The sequence below is a fragment of the Cupriavidus sp. PET2-C1 genome (assembly GCF_054515855.1).
The window spans coordinates 3,930,312-3,954,213 of the sequence record NZ_CM137259.1; the positions used below are offsets into that span (position 1 = coordinate 3,930,312).

Consider the following 23,902-nt stretch of genomic DNA (forward strand, 5'->3'; position numbering starts at 1 on the left):
GCGGCTTGGACCGCCGTGCTACTTCGCCACCACCCGCCAGACCACATTGCCAACATCGTCCGCCACCAGCAACGCGCCGCGCTTCTCGATGGCAACGCCCACCGGCCGGCCTTGTGCGTCGCCGTCCTGCGTCAGGAAGCCGGTCAGCACGTCGAGCGGCTCGCCGGCCGGCTTGCCGTTGGCGAACGGCACGAAGATCACCTTGTAGCCGCTGCGCGGATTGCGGTTCCACGAGCCGTGCTGGCCGACGAACATGCCGCTCCTGAAGCGCGAAGGCAGCGCGTTGCCTTGCGCCGATGCCAGGCCGAGTGACGCGGTATGCGGGCCGACGGCGTAATCGGGCGCAATGGCCTTGGCCACCATCTCCGGCCGCTGCGGCTTCACACGCGCATCGACATGCTGGCCGTAGTAGCTGAAGGGCCAGCCGTAGAAGGCGCCGTCTTTGACCGAAGTGATGTAGTCCGGCACGAGATCGCTGCCGATCTCGTCGCGTTCGTTCACCGCGGTCCATAGCGCGCCACTGTCCGGATCCCAGGCCATGCCGTTGGGATTGCGCAGGCCGCTGGCAAACACGCGGTGCACGCCGGTCTTGGGGTCGACCTCCCAGATGGCGGCCCGCCCCTCTTCCTTGTCGAGGCCATTCTCGCCGACGTTGCTGTTGGAGCCGACGGTGACGTAGAGCTTGCTGCCGTCCTTGCTGGCGATGATGTTCTTGGTCCAGTGGTGATTGATGGCGCCGGCCGGCAGGTCCACCACCTTCACGCCGGGCGCGGTGATCTCGGTCTGCCCCGGTTGATACGGGAAGCGCAGCACCGCATCGGTGTCCGCCACGTAGAAATCATTGCCCACCAGCACCATGCCGAAAGGCGAATGCAAGTCCTTGAGAAATACGGAGCGCGCGTCCGCGACGCCGTCGCCATTGGTGTCGCGCAGCAGCGTGATGCGATTGGCGCTGGGCACGCCGGCGCCCGCGCGCTTCATCACCCGCTTCATCACCCAGCCCCTGATGCCCATGCCATCTTCCGGCTTCGGCGGCGCATTGGTCTCGGCGACCAGCACGTCGCCATTGGGCAGTACGTAGAGCCAGCGTGGATGGTCCAGCTTGTCCGCGAAAGCCACGGCGACGAGGCCATCCGCTGCCGTTGGCTTGGCGCCGTCGGCCCAGCCAATGGCAGGCGCAATGCGCACCGTCGGCAGCAAGGTCTTGATTGGCGCCGGCAACGCCGGGTTGAAGCCTGTACCGGCGGACACTGGCAGGGTCGCGGTGTCGCCGCATGCCGTGAGGCCGGCCGCCATCGGCAGGCAAAGCGCCAGGACAGTTAAAAGAACTGTTAGACGCTGCACCGGCATGATCGGCTCTCCGCGGTAACACGCTTGATCGCTAGATAAAGGCGTCGCTGCGCCCTGCTGCGTCCACTATAGGACGCGCGCCCGGCAGCCGCTGTCAGCAGACTGGCATCGCGCTGTAGGACAGAGGCGATGCGCGGCAGGCACAGGCCGGGCAAGCTGGAGGGAAGGCTTCAGGCGGGGAACCCCGCCCGGGAGGACCGGCGCCGGCCTGTGGCCAGCGCCGCCTATTCGTCGTGGCCGCTCAATCGCAAGCGTAGCGGAACGCATCATCCAGGTTCAGCGGGAGCACCAGTGTACGAAGGTGTGCTGCCTGGGCCGAAGCGCACAGCGCGGCGCGCGTCGATGCGGTCTTGTACTTCGACGCGTACTCCACGTTGAATACCGCCTTGCCCTGCGCCGTGAACGGCTTGTAGCTCGCGCACTCGTTGTATTGGAAGCACTGCTCGTTCACCGCGAAATCAAAGTCAGTCGCCAGCTGCGAAACCTGGTCCACATCATTCTTCAAGCCCACGGCCAGGCCGCGCGCATGTGCCTGCGCCGCCAGGAAGCGGTTGTAGTCCAGCTGCGTGGCCGCCGTCAGCGCAAAGCCCGGCTGATTGGTATAGCCATCCACGTTATCCGCGTCCACGCCATCGCAGCCCTTGGACTTCGCCAGATCCATGCGCGCCTGCATGATTTGGCGCACGTTGGCCGAGCGCGTATCGAGCCAACGCTCGCCCGCCCAGCCCGACAACGCGTTGCCCATATCCGCCGCGGCAAACTGTTTGAAATCCGGCCGCCAGTTCTCCGAGCTACCCGCCGAGAAATAGCAGACCACACGCTTGCCCTGCGCCTTCAGAGCATGGATGGTCGCCTGCGGCGTATCCACCAGGTCGATGTCGAAGACCTGCGCCGGGTAGCTCGTGTTGACCGTACCCGTCAGCTGCAATTGCCATGTATCGGCCGCCGTCGGCACCCAGCGCGAGACTGCCAGCGTTTGCGCCGGCGGCGTCAGGGTCGCAGACGACGCATTCACCGCCGGCACGGACTTGACGGAAGCATCCGACTCCGCCGACGAGCCATCCCCTCCGCAGGCCGACAGACAGGCGATCGAGGCCATCCATGCCATGCGTGCGAGTTTCCGATTCACGGATGTGTTCCTTTTGGTTTGCTGCGGTCGGGGTGACGAAACCGGGAGAGCCAGGGCTCTGTAAGGTTGTCGGCTGGTGTGGGTAGACCTTGCAGGGTTTCGCGACAGGGTAAGGTATTCGGGTTGGATGACGGGCGCAAGGCGGGCGCAGGAACCGTTGTATTCGAGGCAGCGCGAAAGGTGTCCGGCCCAAAAAACAAAACGGGCTACGCGAATTGCGTAGCCCGTTCTTAAATTCTGGTGCCGGCTGCAGGACTCGAACCCGCCACCTGATGATTACAAATCAACTGCTCTACCTGATGAGCTAAGCCGGCATGTTTGGTGCAGACCGCGATTCTACTGCATGCGGCGCAAATTGACGATGCCTTCCTGTGCTTACTTCACTACCTTCAGCGAAGGTTTCTTCGCGCCAATGCGCGACACGGGCGGGGGCGTGGGTTCGTCGTCGCCGCTGTGGTCTTCGTTGGCTTCCGCGGTGACCAACGGCTCGCTTTCCACCGAGGACAGCTTGGGTGGCGGGTTGTTCTCGCGCTCGGTTGCTGCCTGGGTCTCGGGCACGCTGCGTTCCACGGGGAAGGCCATGCCCTGGCCGTTTTCGCGCGCGTAGATGGCGAGCACGTTTTCGATGGGCACGTCGATCTTGCGCGAGATGCCGCCAAAGCGGGCGCTGAAGCCGATCCACTCGTTGCCCATGTCCAGGCCGCTGGTGGCGTCGAAGCTGACGTTAAGCACGATCTCGTTGTTCTTGACGAACTCGCGCGGCACGCTGGTGTTGGCGTCGACGAAGACGGCGATGTACGGCGTGAAGCCGTTATCCGTGCACCACTCGTAGATGGCGCGGATCAGGTAGGGCTTGGTGGAGGTTTCAGGCATTGTGCTTCCAGTGGCGCAGTCCGGCGGCCCGAAGCGAGATTGTCGCTTCGGGCCAGAGCCGGTTTAGCGGCGCATCACCTTTTCAGACGGGGTGAGCGCTTCGATGTAGGCCGGGCGGCTGAAGATGCGTTCGGCGTACTTGAGCAGCGGCGCGGCGTTCTTCGACAGTTCGATACCGTAGTGGTCCAGGCGCCACAGCAGCGGGGCGATGGCAACGTCGAGCATCGAGAACTCTTCGCCAAGCATGTACTTGTTCTTGACGAAGATCGGCGCGAGCTGGGTCAGACGGTCGCGGATGGCGGAGCGGGCGCGCTCGTGGTTCTTCTCGGCGGCCTTGCCCTTTTCGTTTTCGAGGGCGTAGACGTGCGTGAAGAGTTCCTTTTCGAAGTTGAACAGGAACAGGCGGGCGCGGGCGCGCTGCACCGGGTCGGCCGGCATCAGCTGCGGGTGCGGGAAGCGCTCGTCGATGTACTCGTTGATGATGTTCGACTCGTACAGGATCAGGTCGCGCTCGACCAGGATGGGCACCTGGCCGTAGGGGTTCATGACCGAAATGTCTTCCGGCTTGTTGAACAGGTCGACGTCACGGATCTCGAAATCCATGCCCTTTTCGAACAGGACGAGGCGGCAACGTTGGGAGAACGGGCAGGTGGTGCCCGAATACAACACCATCATGGTTGGATTCCTTTGATGCGGGGTCGATTGGCTGGATCGGTATTCTGGCAGAACCGATATAGAGAAAGCAAATTAGAGATTCTTGCTGCACATTTAAGTGCATTCGATGCGCAATAAAGACGGCTTTGACGCACATTCATCCAGCATTGCGCCTGCAGCCTATAAAGCAAAAGGGCTGGCGCGGGGTTGCTCTGCACAACACCCGCCCCAGCCCTTCTCCCCCATCAGACCCGCGGGTCTTCCAGGGCTTTACCGCGTTTTACTTGATGTCTTTCCAGTACGAAGCGTTCAGGCGCCAGGCGAAGATGGTGAACACGCCGAGGAACATCAACACCCAGACGCCCAGGCGCTTGCGCTGGTTCTGCGCGGGTTCCGCCATCCAGTCCAGGAAGCCAACCAGGTCGCTCGTGGCCTGGTCATACTCGAGCGTGCTCATCTTGCCCGGAGTGAGCTGCTCGAAGCCGGCAAACTTGTGCACCTTCTCGCCGTGCTCTTCCACCTCGACGAACTTGGCGGCGCGCTGGCCTTGCAGCTCCCACAGCACGTGCGGCATGCCGACGCTCGGGAACACCAGGTTGTTCCAGCCCGTGGCGCGGTTGTCGTCACGGTAGAAGGTACGCAGGTAGGTGTACAGCCAGTCGTCGCCGCGGGCGCGGGCGATCACCGACAGGTCCGGCGGCGTGGCGCCAAAGAAAGCCTTGGCATCCTTCGGCGGCATGGCGATGGTCATCATGTCGCCCACCTTCTCACCGGAGAACAGCAGGTTCTGGCGGATCTGGTCGTCGGTCAGGCCGATGTCCTTGAGGCGGTTGTACCGCATCATGGACGCGCCGTGGCAGTTCAGGCAGTAGTTGACGAACAGCTTGGCGCCGCGCTGCAGCGAGGAAAGATCGCTGGTTTGCACGGGCGCCGGCTCGAGGGGGTAGCCCCCTTCGTTGGCCATGGCGGGCGCGGCGGCAAAGCAGGCGCCGGCCAGCGCGAGAATCGAAAGCAGCTTTTTCATCTTTTGTCCTTGTGCTCTTGTCGGGGTAAGTCCGGGCTCAGTGCGGGTGGAACGTGACACGTTCCGGCACTTGCTTGAACTGGCCGACTCGGCTCCACAGCGGCATGGTCAGGAAGAAGGCGAAGTACAGCAGGGTTCCCAGCTGCGACACCTTTTCACCCACCGGCGACGGAGGCTGTACGCCAAGGTAGCCCAGCACGATGAACACCACCACGAACACGACGAGAATGCTCTTGTGGAAGGACGGGCGATAGCGGATCGATTTCACCGGCGAGTGGTCCAGCCACGGCAGGAAGAACAGGATCACGACCGAGCCGCCCATCACCAGCACGCCCCAGAACTTCGCGTCGATGAAGTAGAAGCCCACGGCCAGGATCACGGCGATGGCAAGCGCGCCAACCTTGATGCGGGCGTCCTTGCTACGCAGGAACACCAGGCCAAGCAGCACCGCGAAGAACACCCACAGGATCGGCAGGAAGTTCGAGGTGGTGGCGCGCAGCATCGAGTAAAACGGCGTGAAGTACCAGACCGGCGCGATATGCGGCGGGGTCTTGAGCGGATCGGCCGGGACGAAGTTGTTCGACTCCAGGAAGTAACCGCCCATCTCCGGGAAGAAGAAGATCACCGCGGAGAAGATCATCAGGAAGCCGCCCACGCCCATCAGGTCGTGCACCGAGTAGTACGGGTGGAAGGGGATGCCGTCCAGCGGCACGCCGTTCTCGTCCTTCTTGGCCTTGATCTCGACGCCATCCGGGTTGTTCGAGCCCACTTCGTGCAGCGCGATGATGTGCGCGACCACCAGGCCCAGCAGCACCAGCGGCACGGCGATGACGTGGAAGGAGAAGAAGCGGTTCAGGGTCGCGTCGCTCACCACATAGTCGCCGCGGATGAACAGCGACAGGTCGCCGCCGATCACGGGGATGGCCGAGAACAGGTTCACGATCACCTGGGCGCCCCAGTACGACATCTGGCCCCAGGGCAGCAGGTAGCCCATGAAGGCTTCTGCCATCAGGCACAGGAAGATCAGGCAGCCGAAGACCCAGACCAGCTCACGCGGCTTGCGGTACGAGCCGTACAGCAGGCCACGGAACATATGCAGGTACACCACCACGAAGAAGGCCGAAGCGCCGGTGGAGTGCATGTAGCGCACCAGCCAGCCCCAGGGCACCTCGCGCATGATGTACTCCACGCTGGCGTAAGCCACGGGAATGCCGGCGGCGTTGAGCGTGCCGTCCGGCTTGTAGTTCATCACCAGGAAGATGCCCGTGACGATCTGGATGACCAGCACCAGCAGGGCGAGCGAGCCGAAGAAGTACCAGAAGTTGAAGTTCTTCGGTGCGTAGTACTTGGAAAGATGATCTTCCCAAAGTTGGGTTGCGGGAAAGCGTGCGTCGATCCAGCCAAGCAGGCCGGTCGTCTTTACTTGTTTTTCGGCCGCCATGGTCAAGCGTCTCCTTTTTCATCCTTGCCGATCACGATCTTGGTGTCGGACAGGAACTGGTACGGGGGTACGTCGAGGTTTTGCGGAGCCGGCTTGTTCTTGAACACGCGGCCAGCGAGGTCGAACGTCGAGCCGTGGCAGGGACAGAGGAAACCGGGATCGGAGCCGAGCTGGGGATTGGAGCCGGAGCCGAAGGGGCCGGAGGGCGAGCAGCCCAGGTGGGAGCAGATGCCCACCACGACCAGCAAATCTTTGTGTTCTGCGCGGGAACGGGTTTCGTTCTTGCAGTACTCGGGCGTCTTCATGGTGAAGGGAACGTCCGAGTTGGGGTCGGCGACTTCGGCATCGGTTTTCTTCAGCGACGCGAGCATTTCCTCGGTGCGCTTCAGGATCCAGACTGGTTTGCCGCGCCATTCAACGGTCATCATCTCGCCCGATTTCAGGGCACTGATGTCGGCTTCTACCGGGGCTCCGGCGGCCTTTGCCTTCTCTGACGGCGCAAACGTACTGACGAACGGAACCGCTACCGCCACGCCTCCGATGCCGCCAGCGACTGACGTCGCAATCAACCAATTGCGGCGACCCTTATCCACGTTCTTCACGTTTTGCTGGTCACTCATTCCAAACCCCAGGGGATGTCAAATTAGATTTTGCGTCAACCGTAAATTGTACCTTAGGCACATGTGGCATTGAAAGGCGCACGGTGATTGCGCGACGTACGATAATCGGCCACAAAAAGGGCGATGTGGCCTGTACGCTTGCGTTACAGGCGGTGATGGGGCAGGCTTTTATCCTGACGACCGTTCAACGAAAGCAACACTGGGAGAAAAGCATGGGGATGATGTCGGAGTTCAAGGCCTTCGCAATGCGGGGCAATGTGGTCGACCTGGCAGTCGGTGTGATTATCGGCGCCGCGTTTGGCAAGATTGTCGATTCCGTGGTGAATGACCTGATCATGCCGGTGGTGGGCCGCATTATTGGCAAACTCGACTTCTCTAACCTTTTCGTGGTGCTATCCGAGCCGCCGGCGGGCGTGCCGCACACGCTCGACGCCCTTAAGAAAGCCGGCGTTCCCGTATTTGCCTATGGGAATTTCCTGACTATTCTGGTCAATTTCGTCATTCTGGCTTTCATCATCTTCATGATGGTGCGCGCCATCATGAAGATGCGTGCCGCCGAACCGCCGCCGGCACCGGCCGCCACGCCCGAGGACGTGGTGCTGCTGCGCGAGATCCGCGACAGCCTGAAGGCACGCCAGCCCTGAGGCAATGCCAGGCGGGGCCCGCCACCACGCCGGGCTCGCGGCATCCGCCCGGAATCAAACCGGGTTGGGAATATCGATAAAGGTATGGCGCAGGCCGAATTGCTGCGCCAGGTGTTCGCCGAGCGACTGGATGCCATAGCGCTCGGTGGCGTGATGCCCCGCCGCCAGGTAGGCCACACCGCTCTCGCGCGCCAGATGGGTGGTCTGCTCCGAGACCTCGCCGCTCAGGTAGGCATCCACGCCGGCTGCCACCGCCGCGTCGAAGTAGCCCTGGGCGCCGCCGGTGCACCAGCCCACGGTGCGGATCATCTGCTCAGGGTCGCCGATGGCAAGCGGCTCGCGGTTGAGCACGCCACCCACATGGGCGGCCAGCGCGGCTAGCGGCATGGATTGCGGCAAAGTGCCGGTCCAGCCAAGCTGGCCGTCTCCGAAGCGCCCGGTGGGGGTGAAGCCGAGCTGCAAGCCTAGCTGCGCGTTGTTGCCAAACTCGGGATGGTCGTCGAGCGGCAGGTGATAGGCGAGCAGGTTCACGTCAGCGCCCAGCAACCGCTTCAAACGCGCGTGCTTTTGCCCGATCACTCGGGCATCCTCGTTTTTCCAGAAGTAGCCGTGATGGACCAGGATGGCATCGGCGCCGGCCTCGATGGCGGCTTCGACCAGGGCCAGGCTCGCGGTCACGCCGGTGGCGATGTGCTCCACCTCGGGGCGGCCTTGCACTTGCCATCCGTTCGGGCAATAGTCTTTGTATCGAGGCACTTGAAGCAGGTCGTTCAAGTACAATTCAAGATCTTTTGTTTTCATATCCTGCCCAAAATCCAATATGTTGCGCCGCTTTTGGCTGTTCTTTGCTCAGGCTGTCACCGTTGTGCTGGCAGTGTGGTTCGTCGTGGCCACGCTCAAACCCGAATGGCTGCAGCGCGGCCGGGTGGCCGTGCAATCCGGTTCGCCCATCGTTGCGCTGAAGGAAGTCGTCCCCAATGTGGCCGGCTCCTCCGCGCCGGGCTCCTACAGCGAGGCGGCCCAGCAGGCGATGCCCGCGGTGGTCAACATCTTCACCAGCAAGAACGGCAATAAGCAAACGCCCAATCCGCAGGCAGAAGACCCCTGGTTCCGCTTCTTCTTTGGCGATCGCCTGCCGGAGCGGCAGGAGCCGGTGTCCAGCCTTGGCTCGGGCGTCATCGTCAGCGCGGAAGGCTACATTCTAACCAACCACCACGTGGTGGACGGCGCCGATGAGATCGAGGTCGCCCTGACCGATGGCCGCAAGGCCAACGCCAAGGTCGTGGGATCGGACCCGGAAACCGACCTGGCCGTGCTCAAGATCACGCTCAAGGACCTGCCGGCGATCACGCTGGGGCGTATCGAGAACGTCAAGGTAGGCGACGTGGTGCTGGCCATCGGCAACCCCTTCGGCGTCGGCCAGACCGTCACCATGGGCATTGTCTCGGCGCTGGGCCGCAGCCACCTGGGCATCAACACCTTCGAGAACTTCATCCAGACCGACGCGGCGATCAACCCAGGTAACTCTGGCGGCGCACTGGTCGACGCGCAGGGCAACCTGCTGGGCGTCAACACGGCCATTTATTCGCGCTCCGGCGGCTCGCTGGGCATCGGCTTCGCCATTCCGGTGTCCACGGCCAAGCAAGTGATGGAATCCATCATCTCGACCGGCTCCGTGACGCGCGGCTGGATCGGCGTGGAGCCCCAGGACATGACCCCCGAGATTGCCGAGTCATTCGGCCTCGAGGCCAAGGAAGGCGCGCTGATTGCGGCCGTGGTCCAAGGCGGCCCGGCGGACAAGGCCGGCGTGAAGCCGGGCGACGTGCTGGTGTCAGTGGGTGGACAGAGCATTACTGACACCACCGCCCTGCTCAACGCCATCGCCCAGCTCAAGCCAGGCGCCGAGGCAAAGATGAAGGTTGTGCGCCGAGGCAAGCCCACCGAGCTGACGGTGATGATCGGCAAGCGGCCACCGCCGCCGCGCCGTGCCCTGCCGCTGGATGAGGAAGAGTAGCCAGCATTGCATTCCCGGACAACACGCTGCCTAACCCGACCCCGCCCTTTGTGGCGGGGTTTTTGTTGCCAATAAAACACCGGCGTGCTCAGTGCTGCGCAAGGCAATCCCGCAACATGGTTCGGCGCCCAGCCGAGCCAGGACGAGCCGCTCGGATGAAGGAACAAGCAACGCGAGAGATGAACGCCATGACGGCCTCGGGCCAGCATGGCTGGCGCGTGCGCTGACGGCGCAAGGCAAGACCGACCGCCTCGACGTCCACCGCAGCGGTCCGTGCGGCGTCGGAACGGATGGCGACGCCGCAAATCACGACTGAGACGATACTGCGCCATGACTTGAAACGCCAAGTCACGAACACCCTAGTTGCCCCATGGCGAAGCCGCCGCCAGCCGCACAAAACAAAGCGCCGGCATCCTTACGGATGCCGGCGCTTTGAGTTCAAGCCAATCTGGAGCAGGCTTACGCCTGCGCTAAATTAGAACTTGTGGCGAACACCAACCACGCCGCCGAACTGATTGCCACCAGTTTGGACGAGCGGACCGGACGTGAGCGTGTCGTTGAAACCATTCACGCTCAGAGCCGAGTTGGCACCCTTGTTCAGGATGTACGTAGCCGATGCGTACACGTCGGTACGCTTCGACAGCGCGTAGTCGGCGGTCGTCACGAACTGCCACGGGTTAGCCTTGGCGTTACGCAGGTTCTGGTAGTAAGCGGAGCCCGACAGCGACAGAGCCGGGGTCAGCTGGTAGCCGAGACCAACCCAACCCAGGTTCGAGGCAGTGTTCTGCGCGCCAGCAGCACCCGGCAGGCTCGCGTTGTTGAATGCCTTGGCATAACGGTAACCAGCGTAGAGCTTGGCCGGACCGAAAGCGTAGGTACCAGCGATGGTAGCGCGACGGATCAGCTGATTGTCGGTGAGCACGCCTGCCGACGACTTGTTCGACTGGTCATAAGCAGCACCAACCGAGAACGGGCCTGCGGCGTAGCTTGCCAGGAAGCCGTACTCGCGACCGTTGGTGAAGTTGCCAGCAACTTCTTGGTTGTTGTTGTTGAAGCTGTAGAAGGCCGAAGTGGTCAGGCCACCGAACGTGCCGGTGTACTTGATCGCATTGTCAGCACGCGAAGCGAATTCCGTACCCTGTGCGGTGATCGAGTAACGGGTCGAAATGGCCATCGGGTCATACAGCAGGCCGAAGTCATAGAACGTGGTCTGCTGACGGCCCAGGGTCAGGGTGCCGTACTGGTTCTGCAGGCCAACGTAGGCGTTACGGCCAAACAGGCGGTTGCCTTGACCCGACGTACCGTTGTCAACGTTGAAGCCGCTTTCCAGGACAAAAATGCCCTTCAGACCGCCGCCCAGATCTTCGACGCCACGCAGGCCCCAACGCGAACCGGACTGGTTGCCCGACTGCAAGGCAAACAGGTTGTGGTTGCCGGTAGTGCTTTGGTTCTTGTTGGTGTATTCAATACCAGCGTCAACCACGCCGTACAGGGTCACGCTCGATTGGGCATACGCACCACCAGCGGCCAGGGCAGCTACAGCGGCTGCAAACAGTTTCATCTTCATATCGACACTTTCCTTGTCAACTGATTGGGAAATCTTGGCTTGCCCAAGTGCTTGGGCGACGCATTTACCTTCACGTCTGTTGCGTATTATGGGTCAGCGCCCCCGGCCGCTAGAAGGCTTTTTCATCGTTAACCATGGTTACGGACACATTTTGTTGTGATGTCGCAACAGCATGGACGACGTTTTTCACCATTTTGGTGCAAAAGTTACGGCGCCAAGCCTTGTTCTCGCCATTCTGTCCGGCCGTCAATCCGGCTGGGCTTCGCTGGCTGCGGCGTCCGCTGCAACGGGCTTTGTGGTGAATCGCGCCATGATCAGCCCCAGTTCATAGAGCGCAATCAAAGGCACCGCCAGCAGCAGCTGGGACAGCACATCGGGGGGCGTCACCACGGCGGCAATCACGAAGGCGCCGACGATCACATAGGGGCGAATCTGCTTGAGCTTCTCCAGCTCGACCACGCCGAAGCGCACCAGCACGATCACGACCACCGGCACCTCGAAGGTAATGCCGAAGGCCAGGAACATGGTCATGGCGAAGCTGAGGTATTTGTCGATGTCGGTCGACATCTCGGCCCCCAGCGGCGCGTTGTAGTGCGCCATGAAATGGAACACCGTGGGAAACACGAGGAAATAAGCAAACGCCACGCCGCAGATAAACAGGATGTAGCTGCTGCTCACCAGCGGCACGATCAATCGCTTCTCATGCTGGTACAAGCCGGGCGCGACGAACTGCCATATCTGGTAGAGCACCCAGGGCAGCGCTATCAGGAAGGCTACCAGCAGCGTCACCTTCATCGGCACGAAGAAGGAGCCGGTGACGTCGGTGACGATCATCCTGCCGCCCTTGGGCAGGGACTCCATCAGCGGCCTGGCAAAGAGGTTGTAAATGTTCGGCGCCCAGTAGACCAGGCTGACGAACACCAGGATCACCCCCGATGCGGCCTTGACGATACGCGAGCGCAACTCCACCAGGTGAGAGATGAAGGTTTCCTGCGGACCATCGTCTTGCGGGTCTTGGGGATCTTGGGAACGAGAGTCGCTCATGGCGTGGACCGCTCAGCCGGGATGGCTGGCATCGAGGAATCAGTGGCGATACAACGGCACGGCGCGCAAGTCGGAACGCACGACAGCGGTGGCCGGCCGGATACCGGCGTGTGGACAAGCCCCTTCATGCTCACTCGAAGAAAGAGCGAGCGGGACCGGTGGCGGGACGGTGGCGCTTGACGCGCGCGGCGCCGGATTGCGCCCAAACGCGTACATTGTGCTGGCGCTTGTACCACAGGGGCTGCGCGCCTTGCTTGACGCGCCAGCTCTTGCGGCCGTTGCGGGGCTTGTGCGCCGCGTCCCAGGAAGGCACGTAGCCGCCGGCCGGGCTTGCCCCTGCCTGCGTGCCGGAATCGGTGCCGGTCAGCGCATCGTTCAGGGCCTGGCCGTGCTCGTGCACTTCCTTGTGGATGGTGCGCTCGACATCGCGCGCGGCATCCTCGAACTCCGTGCGCATCTTGCGCAGTTCGTCGAGCTCGACCTCGCGGCTGACTTCTGCCTTCACATCATTGATATAGCGCTGCGCGCGGCCGACCAGTGCGCCGACCGTGCGCGCCACCTTCGGCAGCCGCTCGGGACCGATCACCACCAGCGCCACCGCGCCGATCAGTGCAAGCTTGGAAATGCCGAGATCGATCATGCGAGGTTCGAGAGGATGAGGCCGTAACAACGGCCGCCCCGGCCAGCGCGCAGATCGTCACGCAGGCAAGCGTGGCAAAGCGAACGTGGCCGGCAAGGCATTGCTGCCAGGAGGAAAGACATCGGGCGTGCTGACAAGGATGGAATCGCGCTTACTGCTGGCGCGACTTTTCCTTGGCTTCGACGTCGATGGTGGTGGTGTCGCGCAACTCCTTGGCGGGCGCGTCCGGCGCGTCAGCGGGGTTCCCGTTGGCATCCTTCATGCCGTCCTTGAAGCCCTTCACGGCGCCACCGAGGTCCTGGCCGATATTGCGCAGCTTCTTGGTGCCAAAGACCAGCATGACGATCACCAGCACGATGAGCCAGTGCCAAATGCTAAACGAACCCATTTTCTGCTCCTGATGAAGCCTGGGGCGGCGCCTTGCCATCCCGGCTTGTTGTTCCGTCACTGAAGGCCATGCCGGGCGACGGTTGCCGGCACGGCATCTGACCGAAGGCCACGTGGCCCGCGGTCCTGCATGGGCTGGCTGCCAGGCTGGCTTGAAGCCAGTTTTAAGGCAGCGGCACCTTCCACTGGCTGCGCGGGCCGCCAAGCACATGCAGATGGAGGTGGTACACCTCCTGTCCGCCATCCGGGCCGGTATTGATTACCGTCCGGAAACCATTGCCACAGCCTTCCGCGCGCGCCAACTCCGGCACTTTCAACATCATTTTAGCAAGCACCGCGCCTTCGCCGGGTCCGCAATCGGCCAGCGAATCGACATGCACCTTGGGAATGAGCAGGAAGTGTACCGGGGCTTTCGGGTGGATATCGTGGAAAGCCAGCATTTCGTCGTCTTCATACACCTTGCGCGACGGCAGCTGGCCGGCCACGATCCGGCAGAAGAGGCAATTGTGCGGTGAATTCATGAAAATTTCATTGCGCGCAGCAAATCAGGCTGCGATTTCGCCGCGAACCCGTCGGGGTCCCGCCGGGATCCCGTCAGAAACATCAGAAACGCTGATCCGGGTACATCGGCTTGCTGTCGTTCAGGTAGAGCCAGCCCTTGACGATACGATACAACATCCACAGGGACAGCACGCCCCATACCGCAAAGGCCAGCGGTATCAAGAACACCGTGGCAAACAGCGCGCCGCCCAGAACGGCCCACGCCACCGACCACCAGAAGGAGCGGATCTGCCAGGCAAAGTGGGAGGCGTAGAGGGTGCCCCGGGTGTCGTCGCGCTTGACGTACCCGACCACGATGGCGATCAGCGCGGTGATGCCGCCAGTCAGCCAGAAAATGGCGTACAGGGCATAAAGAATGTGCGTCAGCTTGCGCAGGCTAGCGAGCCGGTCGTTGTCAGCGGTGATCACATCCCCCATCGTCGTTGCTCCTGAAAGCGGCTCGTAGTTGCGGGTTGCCGGCGGGGCCGGCGCGGTCATTCAACTGCCGTCGGCCTTGCGCTGGGCTTTTTCCTCGAGGCCAGACAGGCCTTCGCGGCGAGCCAGCTCGTTGACCACGTCGGCCGGCTTCAGGCCGAAACGGGCGAGCAGCACCATGCTGTGGAACCAGAGATCGGCCACCTCGTACACCACCTTGCCAATCGCCTCCGGACCCAGGCCGGCAGCGCGCGCATCCTTGGCGGCCATCACGGTCTCGGTGGCTTCCTCGCCGATCTTCTTCAGGATGGCGTCGTCACCCTTGTGGAACAGGCGTGCCACGTAAGACTTGTCAGGGTCGCCGCCGTTCTCCGGCTTGCGCGACTCCAGCACGGCGGCCAGGCGGGCCAGCACGTCCGCGCTGCTCAAGTGTTGTTCGCTCATGGCTTGGCCGCGTAGATGGTGGACGGATCCTTGAGCACGGGCTCGACGGTCTGCCAGTCTCCGCTCTCGGCGTCGCCCTCGAACTTCTGGAAGAAGCAGGAGTGGCGCCCGGTGTGGCAGGCGATGCCGTCGTTCTGGGTGACCTTGAGCAGGACCACGTCTTCGTCGCAATCCAGGCGCATCTCGTGCACCTTCTGCACGTGGCCGGATTCCTCGCCTTTGTGCCACAGGCGCTTGCGCGAGCGCGACCAGAACACGGCCTCGCCGATCTCCGCAGTGCGCTGCAGCGCTTCGCGGTTCATGAACGCGAACATCAGCACGTCGTTCGAGCCGACTTCCTGGACGATCACCGGCACCAGGCCGTTGTCGTCCCACTTAACCTTGTTGAGCCACTTCTTTGCCATGTCGGTTCGCCGTGTTCAGATTCGCACCGGAATGCCCTCGCGGGCCATGAATGCCTTTGCTTCGCCAACGGTGTGCTCGCCGTAGTGGAAGATGCTGGCGGCCAGCACCGCGTCGGCGTGCCCCAGCTTGATGCCGTCGGCCAGGTCCTTCAGGCCGCCCACGCCACCCGAGGCGATCACCGGCACGGACACCGCGTCGCTGACAGCCCGCGTGAGCTCGAGGTCGAAGCCGCTTTTGGTGCCGTCGCGGTCCATGCTGGTTAGCAGCAGCTCGCCGGCGCCGCGCGCGGCCATCTCGCGCGCCCATGCCACGGCGTCCAGGCCAGTGGCCTTGCGCCCGCCATGGGTGAAGACTTCCCAGCGCGCCGGCTCGCCGGGCGCGGAACTGCGTTTGGCGTCGATCGCGACCACAATGCACTGCGACCCGTAGCGCGCGGTGGCGTCCGACACCAGTTGCGGGTTCGCAATGGCCGAGGAGTTGACGCTGATCTTGTCCGCGCCGGCATTGAGCAGGCGCCGCACGTCTTCCACGGCGCGCACGCCGCCACCCACCGTCAGCGGGATGAAGACCTGGGAGGCCACCGCCTCGATGATGTGCAGGATCAGGTCGCGGCCGTCGCTGGTCGCGGTGATGTCAAGAAAAGTGATTTCATCGGCACCCTGTTCGTCGTAACGGCGGGCGATCTCGACCGGGTCGCCCGCGTCGCGCAATTCGACGAAGTTGACACCCTTGACCACCCGCCCGTTGGTCACGTCGAGGCAGGGGATGATACGTTTGGCTAGCATGAGATTCCTTGCCCGCCACGGCGCTGCGCGCATGCGCGGCGCCGGTGGCTGCAATTGTCGCGCGCGAGGCGCGTTGTCTTACTGCTCGGCGCCGAGCTTGTCGGCAAGCGCCTGGGCTTCGGCGAAATTGAGGTCGCCCGAATAGATCGCGCGGCCGCAGATGACGCCCTCGACACCATCCTTTTGCACACTGCACAGGCGTTCGATATCGGCCAGGTTGGACAGCCCGCCGCTGGCGATCACCGGAATCGTCGCCGACTGTGCCAGCTTGACGGTGGCATCGATATTGATGCCCTGCAGCATGCCGTCGCGGCCGATGTCGGTGTAGATGATGGCTTCCACGCCGTAGTCCTCGTACTTGCGCGCGAGATCTGCGACTTCGTGGCCGGTCAGCTTGCTCCAGCCGTCGGTGGCAACCTTGCCTTCGCGAGCGTCCAGGCCGACGATGATATGGCCGCCGAACGCCGTGCAGGCATCCTTGAGGAACCCGGGATTCTTGACCGCGGCCGTGCCGATGATCACGTACGACAGGCCGCCGTCGAGCCAGCGCTCGATGGTGTTCAGGTCGCGGATGCCGCCGCCGAGCTGGATCGGGATCTCATCGCCCACCTCGGCGATGATGGCCTTGATGGCAGCTTCATTGCGGGGCTTGCCCACGAACGCACCATTGAGGTCGACCAGGTGCAGGCGCCGTGCGCCCTGCTCCACCCAGTGACGTGCCATGGCGGCGGGATCTTCGGAAAAGACGGTGGCCTGGTCCATGTCGCCTTGTTTAAGGCGTACACATTGACCGTCCTTCAGGTCGATGGCCGGAATGAGCAACATAAGTGTGACGAGCGTGATTGAGTGAAAGAGAAAATTGAGCTAGCCACCGTGGCCGGCCAACTCGGTCCCGAAAAAGCCGCTATCGAGGTTCAGGGATTCCAATGCACGAAGTTCCGGTACAACTGCAAGCCCATGGCGGCGCTCTTTTCCGGGTGGAACTGCGTGGCAAAAATATTATCGCGCGCTACCGCGCTCGTAAATAAGACACCGTAGTCGGTTTCGCCGGCGATATGCGCCGGATCCTGCGCATGCACGTAGTAACTATGCACGAAATAGAACCAGCTTTCATCGGGGATGCCAGCCCACAGCGGATGGGAGCGCGCCTGCCGCACCCGGTTCCAGCCCATCTGCGGCACCTTGTAACGTGAGCCATCCGGCTGGGTCATGCCCTCCAGCTCGAAGCGGATCACCTCGCCGGGCAACAGCCCCAGGCAAGGCGTGCTGCCGTCCTGCGCCCTACTTTCCTTGCTGAAGTCGAACAGCATCTGTTCGCCAACGCACACGCCCATCATCGGCTTGCTGGCAGCGGCCTCGATCACCGCCTGCTGCAAGCCGGACGCGCCCAGCGCGCCCATGCAGTCGGGCATCGCCCCCTGGCCGGGCAGCACCACGCGGTCCGCCGCGCGGATCGCCTCGGGCTGGTCCACCACCTGCACGTCCGCCTCGGGCGCCGCCGCACGCAGGGCCTGCGCCACCGAGCGCAGGTTGCCCATGCCGTAATCCACAATTGCTATGGTAGTCATGATTTCAAAACAGGCAACAATGTCTTAAGCCCGTCCACAATGAATTCCACGGCCAGCGCCGATAGGATCAGTCCCATCAGGCGCGTGCCGATATTGATGCCAGTGCGGCCGATCACGCGCGCGATCGGGTCCGCCGCGCGGAATACTATATATACCACTGCGCCAAGCGCGATCCCAATTCCGACCAAAATCAGCAACTGGTACCAGTGCTGGGTCTTGCCGGCATAGACGATGACCGTGCTGATCGAGCCGGGCCCGGTCAGCAAGGGCAGCGCCAGCGGCACCACCGCGATGCTGGCCTTGGCTTCCGCCTCGTCCTCTTCCTCGGGCGTCGCCTTGGTACGGCCGGTCTGGGCGTTCAGCATGTTCATCGCCATCATGATCATGATGAGGCCACCGCCGACCTGGAGCGAGGCCACCGAGATATTGAAGAACTCAATGATCTGCTGGCCCAGCAAGGCGGAAATGCCCACTACCGTCGCCACCGAGATCGACGCGATCTTGATGGTATGCCGCTTTTCTTCTTCGGTCTGCTGGGTAGTCAGGCTGATGAAGAACGGGATGGCCCCGATCGGGTTGATCAGCGCCAGCAGCGAGATGAACGACTTAAGCGTATCCATCGGGTTGGGCTAATGTCGCGCTAATGCCGCGTTGGTGCCGCATCGGCACCACATTGATCGGAAATTTGCCGCCGGCGGCGCAGAACGCGCCGCCATGCGAGGCTGGTGGACGCCGCTAAGGCTCAGCCGACGAGGGTGCCCTTGGTCGACGGAATCGTGTTGCCGGCGCGCGGATCCATTTCCACCGCCATGCGCAGCGCGCGGCCGAAGGCCTTGAACACGGTTTCGCATTGATGGTGGGCATTGATGCCGCGCAGGTTGTCGATATGCAGCGTCACCGCGGCATGGTTGACGAACCCGCGGAAGAACTCGATGGTCAGGTCCACGTCGAAGCTGCCCACCCGCGCGCGGGTAAACGGCACGTGGAACTCCAGGCCCGGGCGGCCGGAGAAGTCGATCACGACGCGCGACAGGCATTCGTCCAGCGGCACATAGCTGTGGCCGTAGCGGGTGATGCCCTTCTTGTCGCCAATGGCCTTGGCAACGGCCTGGCCGAGCGCGATGCCAACGTCTTCCACCGTGTGGTGGTCATCGATATGGGTGTCGCCGCTGGCTTCGACCTCGAGGTCGAACATGCCATGGCGGGCGATCTGGTCCAGCATGTGGTCGAGGAACGGCACGCCGGAGGCCAGTTTCTGGCGGCCGGTGCCATCGAGATTCAGCGAAACGCGAATTTGCGTTTCCGAAGTATTGCGGGTGACCTCTGCAACACGCATGGTGTTAATCCTGCAACGCCGCCTGGAAGGCAGCGAGAAATTGCGCGTTCTCTTCGGGAGTGCTGACCGTGACGCGCAGACAGTTGGCCAGCAATGGGTGCATTTTACCCACGTTCTTGATCAAAACCTTGCGCGCGAGCACCCCGTCGAACACACGAGCGGAATCGTCGACACGCACCAGCAGGAAATTGGCGGCGCTCGGGTAGACCGTCACGCCCGGCAAGGCAGCCAGGGCGCTGGCCACGGTGGTGCGCTCGGCGCGCAGTTGCGCAGCCTGCTGGTCCAGCACGTCGACATGCTCCAGCACGAACAGCGCGGTGGCTTCGGTCAGCACATTGACGTTGTACGGCGGGCGCACCTTGTCGATCTGCGAAAGCCAGGCCGGCGCGCCGGCCAGGTAGCCCAGCCGGATGCCGGCCAGGCCCAGCTTGGACACGGTGCGCATCACCAGCAGGTTGCCGAACTCGGCCAGGCGCGGCATCCAGGTGTCCTGGGCGAACGGCTGGTAGGCCTCGTCGACCACCACCAGGCTCTGGCAGGCCTCGCCCTGGGCGGCGCGCACGATGGCTTCCATGTCATCCGCATCGAACAGGTTGCCGGTGGGATTGTTGGGGTAGGCCAGGTAAATGATGGCCGGCTGGTGCTCTGCCATGGACGCGAGCATGGCAGCCCGGTCAAGCGTGAAATCCGCCTTGAGCGGCACGCCGACGAATTCCAGCCCGGCGAACTGGGCGGACATGGCGTACATGACGAAGCCCGGCACCGGTGCCAGCACCTTGGCGCCCGGCTTGGCGGCGGCCAGCGACAACATGCTGATGATCTCGTCCGAGCCGTTGCCCAGCAGCACGTCCATGCCCGCTGGCACGTCCATGACCGTCTTCAGGCGCGCGCGCAGCACTTCGCTGCTCGGCACCGGATAACGGTTCAGCGCCACCTCGGCCAGCCGCGCGGCCAGCTTGGCGCGCAGGGCGTCGGGCAGCTGGTAGGGGTTCTCCATCGCGTCCAGCTTCACCAGACCGTGCGAATCCGGCACATGGTAGGCGCCCATGGCGCGTACGTCGTCACGGATGATGCGTTCGATCAGGGAAGCTTGCACTACGGACATTGGATTACCTCTTTGGTCGGTGGTTGTCGGTGCTGATTGCTGCAATCCGGCCGGGCGCCGAGAAAACCGGAACCCGGCCGCTGTGCCTCAGTTACGCCTGAGGCGATACTCGGCGCTGCGGGCGTGGGCCTGCAAACCCTCGCCGTAGGCCAGCTCGGCGGCGATCTGGCCCAGCATCTGGGCGCCCTGCTCGCTCACTTCGATCAGGCTGGAGCGCTTCTGGAAGTCGTACACGCCCAGCGGCGACGAGAAGCGCGCGGTGCGCGAGGTCGGCAGCACGTGGTTGGGCCCGGCACAGTAGTCGCCCAGCGACTCGCTGGTATAGCGGCCCAGGAAGATCGCGCCGGCGTGGCGGATCTTCTCGGCCCAGTGGCGCGGGTTTTCGGCGGAAATCTCCAGGTGCTCCGGCGCGATCGCGTTGGCGATCTCGCAGGCCTCGTCCATGTCGCGTACCCGGATCAGCGCGCCGCGCCCGGACAGCGAGGCACGGATGACATCGCGGCGAGGCATGGAGTCAAGCTGGCGGTGGATGCTTTCTTCCACCTGGGCCAGGTAATTCGAGTCCGGGCACAGCAGGATGGATTGCGCGAGCTCATCGTGCTCGGCCTGCGAGAACAGGTCCATCGCCACCCAGTCCGGATCGGTGGTGCCGTCGCAGATCACCAGGATCTCGGACGGGCCGGCGATCATGTCGATGCCGACGGTGCCGAACACGCGGCGCTTGGCCGCCGCCACGTAGGCGTTGCCCGGGCCGACGATCTTGTCGACCTGGGGCAGCGAGCCCGTGCCGTAAGCCAGCGCGCCAACCGCCTGCGCGCCGCCAATGGTGAACACGCGGTCCACGCCGGCGATCTGCGCCGCGGCCAGCACCAGTTCATTGCGCACGCCGCCCGGCGTGGGCACGACCATGATGACTTCCTTGACGCCGGCCACGCGCGCGGGGATGGCGTTCATCAGCACGGACGACGGATACGCCGCCTTGCCGCCCGGCACATAGATGCCGACGCGGTCCAGCGGAGTCACCTTCTGTCCCAGCACGGTGCCGTCGGACTCGGTGTATTCCCAGCTGTGGCTGCCGCACTCGATCTTTTGCTTCTCGTGGTAGGCGCGCACGCGCGCCGCCGCGGTTTCCAGCGCGGCGCGGCGCTTGGGCTCGAGCTCGTCGAGCGCGGCTTCGAGCTTGGCCGGCGAGATCTCCAGCGCGGCCATGGAGCTGGCGTCGACGCGGTCGAAGCGCTGCGTGTACTCCAGCACCGCGGCGTCGCCGCGCGCTTTCACATCGGCAAGGATCTGCGCCACGGCGCGATCGATGGCATCGTCTTCACCGGCTTCGAACGCCAGCACCTTGCGCAGCTCGGCGGCAAAGCCCTGCTCGGTTGAATCCAGCCGGCGGATTTCGAGGTTTTCCATAGAATTTTCGTTCATGACTCCATTCCCCAGGCTCTTTCTCGCGCGGCGTCAGGCCAGCGCGGCGGAGGCCCGTTCAAACGCGTCGAGAATCGGGGCAAGCCGCTCACGCTTGAGTTTGAGGGCAGCCTGGTTGACCACCAGGCGCGACGATATCTGCACGATCTCTTCCACTTCGACCAGGTTGTTGGCGCGCAAGGTCCCGCCGGTGCTGACCAGGTCGACGATGGCGTCGGCCAGGCCCACCAGCGGCCCGAGTTCCATCGAGCCGTACAGCTTGATCAGGTCCACGTGCACGCCCTTCTTGGCGAAGTGCTCGCGCGCGGTCTGCACATATTTGGTAGCCACGGCCAGCCGCGCGCCCTGGCGCACCGCGCTGGCGTAGTCGAAGCCCGCCGAGGTCGCAACCGACATGCGGCATTTGGCGATATTCAGGTCGATCGGCGCGTAGAGCCCGGCCATGCCGTGTTCCATCAGCACGTCCTTGCCGGCCACGCCGAAGTCGGCCGCGCCGTATTGCACGTAGGTCGGCACATCGGAGGCGCGCACGATGATGACGCGCACGTCCGGATCGGAGGTGGGCAGGATCAGCTTGCGCGAGGTTTCCGGATCCTCGGTGACATGGATGCCGGCCGCCTCGAGCAGCGGCATGGTTTCGGTGAAGATCCGGCCCTTGGAGAGGGCCAGCGTCAACTGGGTCGGGGAGGGGCTCATCTGCGTCCTTTTATCTTTTCGTGCGCTCAGGCGATGCGGCGGATCTTGGCGCCCACGGCCGACAGCTTGTCTTCCATGCGGTCATAGCCACGGTCAAGGTGATAGATGCGGTCGATCACGGTTTCGCCCTCGGCCACCAGGCCGGCGATCACCAGGCTGGCGGAGGCGCGCAGGTCGGTCGCCATCACCTTGGCGCCCGACAGCCGGGGCACGCCGGTGACCACCGCGGTATTGCCTTCGACCGTGATGTCGGCGCCCAGCCGGCTCAGCTCCTGCACGTGCATGAAGCGGTTCTCGAAGATGGTTTCGGTAATGCGGGCCACGCCGCCGGCCACACTGTTCAGCGCCATGAACTGCGCCTGCATGTCGGTCGGGAAAGCCGGGTATTCGGAGGTACGGAAGCTCACCGACTGCGCGCGCTGGGCCATCGTCAGGTGGATCCAGTCTTCGCCGGCCTCGATGGCGGCGCCGGCTTCGCGCAGCTTGTCGAGCACCGTGTCCAGGATGTGCGGCGACACGCCGCGCAGCACCACATCGCCCAGCGTCGCGGCGGCCGCGCACAGGAAGGTGCCGGCCTCGATGCGGTCGGCGATCACGGCATGGCTGGCGCCATGCAGGCGATCCACGCCCTGGATGACAAGACGGTCGGTGCCGATGCCCTCGATGCGGGCCCCCATCTTGACCAGCAGGTTGGCCAGGTCGGTCACTTCGGGCTCACGCGCGGCGTTCTCGAGCACGGTCTCGCCGTCGGCCAGCGTGGCGGCCATCAGCAGGTTCTCGGTGCCGGTCACGGTGATCATGTCGGTCACCACGCGCGCGCCCTTCAGGCGCTTGGCGCGGGCATGGATGAAGCCGTGCTCGATGCTGATCTCGGCGCCCATGGCCTGCAGGCCCTTGATGTGCTGGTCGACCGGGCGCGCGCCAATGGCGCAGCCGCCGGGCAACGACACGCGCGCTTCGCCAAAGCGTGCCACCAGCGGGCCCAGCACCAGGATGGATGCGCGCATGGTCTTGACCAGCTCGTAGGGAGCCTCGGGCGAGTTGACGTCGGCGCCGTTGAGCGTCACGCGCGTGCCGTCCTGCTCGGCCTTCATGCCCATCTGGCGCAGCAGCTTGAGCGTGGTATCCACGTCCTGCAACCTGGGAACGTTGTCGAGCGAGATGGTGTCGGCGCTAAGCAGCCCCGCGCACAGGATCGGCAGCGCGGCGTTCTTGGCGCCGGATACGCGGATCTCGCCTCGCAGCGGGCCATTGCCCTGGATCTCGAGTTTGTCCATGTTCTTTCAATTCCGGCCGGCCGCCCGCTGGCGTCCGGCATGTTTCATTACGGTCCGTGGCAGTGCGTCAAGGCGCGCCGCCGCAGCATCTGATACCCGTGGGCCGCCGCGCGCGTGGCGCGAACCCTGATTGTCATGTCCGGCCTGTCGGGCGGCCAGCTTGTTGGTCCGTATTTATTCGTGCGAGTCCGCCTTGTCCTGGCGCTTAGCTTACTGCTTGCCCTCGCCCGCCTGCGCCTGCCATTCGGCCGGCGTCAGCGTCTTCATCGACAGTGCGTGGATCTCGGCGCGCATGCGGTCGCCCAGCGCGGCATAGACCTGCTGGTGCCGCTGGATCAGGCGCTTGCCGTCGAACTGGGCGCTGACGATGGTGGCAAAGAAGTGCTGGCCGTCGCCCTCCACTTCCAGGTGTTCGCAGGACAGCCCTTGGGCGATGTAGTCACTGACTTGTTGGGGTGTAGGCAGCATGGTGGTCTTTTCGCGTTGATTCGCTTGCGGT

The 23,902-nt window shown here is 63.6% G+C and carries 28 protein-coding genes and 1 tRNA gene; 2 read left to right on the forward strand and 27 right to left on the reverse strand.

Annotated elements, in window-relative coordinates:
- Positions 1–18: 18 nt before the first annotated feature.
- From ACX12D_RS17740 to petA, 8 genes are all read right to left on the reverse strand, one after another.
- Positions 19–1,350: a PQQ-dependent sugar dehydrogenase gene (locus tag ACX12D_RS17740; protein ID WP_459372146.1), complete on the reverse strand. Its 1,332-nt coding sequence runs from the start codon at positions 1,348–1,350 to the stop codon at positions 19–21.
- A gap of 241 nt (positions 1,351–1,591) precedes the next feature.
- Positions 1,592–2,449, reverse strand: coding sequence for an endo alpha-1,4 polygalactosaminidase (locus tag ACX12D_RS17745; RefSeq protein ID WP_459374052.1), 858 nt, complete (start codon positions 2,447–2,449; stop codon positions 1,592–1,594).
- Between the two features lie 268 nt (positions 2,450–2,717).
- A tRNA-Thr gene (locus ACX12D_RS17750) sits at positions 2,718–2,793 on the reverse strand.
- Positions 2,794–2,854: 61 nt separating this feature from the next.
- Positions 2,855–3,352 (reverse strand): ClpXP protease specificity-enhancing factor, encoded by a 498-nt coding sequence (locus tag ACX12D_RS17755; protein WP_441637812.1) that lies wholly within the window; start codon positions 3,350–3,352, stop codon positions 2,855–2,857.
- A 63-nt stretch (positions 3,353–3,415) separates the two neighbouring features.
- Positions 3,416–4,027, reverse strand: coding sequence for a glutathione S-transferase N-terminal domain-containing protein (locus ACX12D_RS17760; RefSeq protein WP_006159674.1), 612 nt, complete (start codon positions 4,025–4,027; stop codon positions 3,416–3,418).
- A 259-nt stretch (positions 4,028–4,286) separates the two neighbouring features.
- Positions 4,287–5,030, reverse strand: a complete 744-nt coding sequence (locus ACX12D_RS17765) for a cytochrome c1 (RefSeq protein WP_441637815.1) — start codon at positions 5,028–5,030, stop codon at positions 4,287–4,289.
- A gap of 37 nt (positions 5,031–5,067) precedes the next feature.
- A complete protein-coding gene (locus ACX12D_RS17770; protein WP_441637817.1) occupies positions 5,068–6,471 on the reverse strand; it encodes a cytochrome b in 1,404 nt (467 codons plus the stop codon).
- A 2-nt stretch (positions 6,472–6,473) separates the two neighbouring features.
- Complete coding sequence (gene petA / locus ACX12D_RS17775; RefSeq protein ID WP_267604528.1) at positions 6,474–7,091, reverse strand: ubiquinol-cytochrome c reductase iron-sulfur subunit; 618 nt, start codon at positions 7,089–7,091, stop codon at positions 6,474–6,476.
- A 212-nt stretch (positions 7,092–7,303) separates the two neighbouring features.
- On the opposite strand from petA, the gene mscL reads away from it, so the two are divergent.
- On the forward strand, positions 7,304–7,735 hold the full coding sequence (mscL, locus tag ACX12D_RS17780; RefSeq protein ID WP_459374053.1) for a large conductance mechanosensitive channel protein MscL: 432 nt from the start codon (positions 7,304–7,306) through the stop codon (positions 7,733–7,735).
- A gap of 54 nt (positions 7,736–7,789) precedes the next feature.
- Here mscL and ACX12D_RS17785 read toward each other — a convergent pair whose 3' ends face one another.
- Complete coding sequence (locus ACX12D_RS17785; protein ID WP_043352388.1) at positions 7,790–8,536, reverse strand: Nif3-like dinuclear metal center hexameric protein; 747 nt, start codon at positions 8,534–8,536, stop codon at positions 7,790–7,792.
- Between the two features lie 19 nt (positions 8,537–8,555).
- Between ACX12D_RS17785 and ACX12D_RS17790 the strand changes: the two genes are divergently transcribed.
- Positions 8,556–9,749, forward strand: coding sequence for a Do family serine endopeptidase (locus ACX12D_RS17790; RefSeq protein WP_459372148.1), 1,194 nt, complete (start codon positions 8,556–8,558; stop codon positions 9,747–9,749).
- Between the two features lie 475 nt (positions 9,750–10,224).
- On the opposite strand, the gene ACX12D_RS17795 is transcribed toward ACX12D_RS17790, so the two are convergent.
- The 18 genes from ACX12D_RS17795 to ACX12D_RS17880 all read right to left on the reverse strand — a co-directional run bounded on the left by ACX12D_RS17795 (position 10,225) and on the right by ACX12D_RS17880 (position 23,871).
- Positions 10,225–11,316 carry a porin gene (locus ACX12D_RS17795; protein ID WP_459372149.1) on the reverse strand — a complete coding sequence of 364 codons (1,092 nt, stop codon included), beginning with the start codon at positions 11,314–11,316 and terminating at the stop codon, positions 10,225–10,227.
- 246 nt (positions 11,317–11,562) lie between these two features.
- Positions 11,563–12,360 carry a twin-arginine translocase subunit TatC gene (gene tatC / locus ACX12D_RS17800; RefSeq protein ID WP_150985700.1) on the reverse strand — a complete coding sequence of 266 codons (798 nt, stop codon included), beginning with the start codon at positions 12,358–12,360 and terminating at the stop codon, positions 11,563–11,565.
- A 130-nt stretch (positions 12,361–12,490) separates the two neighbouring features.
- Positions 12,491–13,000 (reverse strand): Sec-independent protein translocase protein TatB, encoded by a 510-nt coding sequence (gene tatB, locus ACX12D_RS17805; RefSeq protein WP_459372150.1) that lies wholly within the window; start codon positions 12,998–13,000, stop codon positions 12,491–12,493.
- A 151-nt stretch (positions 13,001–13,151) separates the two neighbouring features.
- Positions 13,152–13,388, reverse strand: a complete 237-nt coding sequence (gene tatA / locus ACX12D_RS17810) for a Sec-independent protein translocase subunit TatA (RefSeq protein ID WP_043350196.1) — start codon at positions 13,386–13,388, stop codon at positions 13,152–13,154.
- A 163-nt stretch (positions 13,389–13,551) separates the two neighbouring features.
- Positions 13,552–13,908, reverse strand: a complete 357-nt coding sequence (locus ACX12D_RS17815; RefSeq protein ID WP_459372151.1) for a histidine triad nucleotide-binding protein — start codon at positions 13,906–13,908, stop codon at positions 13,552–13,554.
- Between the two features lie 82 nt (positions 13,909–13,990).
- On the reverse strand, positions 13,991–14,365 hold the full coding sequence (locus ACX12D_RS17820) for a DUF4870 family protein (RefSeq protein ID WP_459374054.1): 375 nt from the start codon (positions 14,363–14,365) through the stop codon (positions 13,991–13,993).
- A gap of 60 nt (positions 14,366–14,425) precedes the next feature.
- Positions 14,426–14,806: a phosphoribosyl-ATP diphosphatase gene (locus tag ACX12D_RS17825; RefSeq protein ID WP_459372152.1), complete on the reverse strand. Its 381-nt coding sequence runs from the start codon at positions 14,804–14,806 to the stop codon at positions 14,426–14,428.
- Positions 14,803–15,210, reverse strand: a complete 408-nt coding sequence (gene hisI / locus ACX12D_RS17830) for a phosphoribosyl-AMP cyclohydrolase (protein ID WP_043350207.1) — start codon at positions 15,208–15,210, stop codon at positions 14,803–14,805. Before hisI ends, ACX12D_RS17825 begins: the two co-directional genes overlap by 4 nt.
- A 15-nt stretch (positions 15,211–15,225) precedes the next feature.
- Entirely contained in the window at positions 15,226–15,996 is a 771-nt protein-coding gene (gene hisF, locus ACX12D_RS17835; protein ID WP_174424913.1) for an imidazole glycerol phosphate synthase subunit HisF, read from the reverse strand.
- A gap of 78 nt (positions 15,997–16,074) precedes the next feature.
- On the reverse strand, positions 16,075–16,821 hold the full coding sequence (gene hisA / locus ACX12D_RS17840) for a 1-(5-phosphoribosyl)-5-[(5-phosphoribosylamino)methylideneamino]imidazole-4-carboxamide isomerase (RefSeq protein WP_006159658.1): 747 nt from the start codon (positions 16,819–16,821) through the stop codon (positions 16,075–16,077).
- Between the two features lie 89 nt (positions 16,822–16,910).
- Positions 16,911–17,564 (reverse strand): imidazole glycerol phosphate synthase subunit HisH, encoded by a 654-nt coding sequence (hisH, locus tag ACX12D_RS17845; RefSeq protein ID WP_441637830.1) that lies wholly within the window; start codon positions 17,562–17,564, stop codon positions 16,911–16,913.
- Entirely contained in the window at positions 17,561–18,184 is a 624-nt protein-coding gene (locus ACX12D_RS17850; RefSeq protein WP_035870676.1) for a YchE family NAAT transporter, read from the reverse strand. The genes hisH and ACX12D_RS17850 overlap by 4 nt, the downstream gene beginning before the upstream one ends.
- Before the next feature lie 122 nt (positions 18,185–18,306).
- Positions 18,307–18,900, reverse strand: a complete 594-nt coding sequence (gene hisB / locus ACX12D_RS17855; RefSeq protein ID WP_006159655.1) for an imidazoleglycerol-phosphate dehydratase HisB — start codon at positions 18,898–18,900, stop codon at positions 18,307–18,309.
- A 4-nt stretch (positions 18,901–18,904) separates the two neighbouring features.
- Positions 18,905–20,005: a histidinol-phosphate transaminase gene (hisC, locus tag ACX12D_RS17860; protein ID WP_459372154.1), complete on the reverse strand. Its 1,101-nt coding sequence runs from the start codon at positions 20,003–20,005 to the stop codon at positions 18,905–18,907.
- Between the two features lie 87 nt (positions 20,006–20,092).
- Positions 20,093–21,430 carry a histidinol dehydrogenase gene (hisD, locus tag ACX12D_RS17865; RefSeq protein ID WP_459372156.1) on the reverse strand — a complete coding sequence of 446 codons (1,338 nt, stop codon included), beginning with the start codon at positions 21,428–21,430 and terminating at the stop codon, positions 20,093–20,095.
- Positions 21,431–21,463: 33 nt separating this feature from the next.
- A complete protein-coding gene (hisG, locus tag ACX12D_RS17870) occupies positions 21,464–22,126 on the reverse strand; it encodes an ATP phosphoribosyltransferase (protein ID WP_150985708.1) in 663 nt (220 codons plus the stop codon).
- Between the two features lie 26 nt (positions 22,127–22,152).
- Entirely contained in the window at positions 22,153–23,403 is a 1,251-nt protein-coding gene (gene murA, locus ACX12D_RS17875; RefSeq protein WP_459372157.1) for a UDP-N-acetylglucosamine 1-carboxyvinyltransferase, read from the reverse strand.
- 210 nt (positions 23,404–23,613) lie between these two features.
- Entirely contained in the window at positions 23,614–23,871 is a 258-nt protein-coding gene (locus ACX12D_RS17880) for a BolA family protein (protein WP_043352389.1), read from the reverse strand.
- Positions 23,872–23,902: the final 31 nt, after the last annotated feature.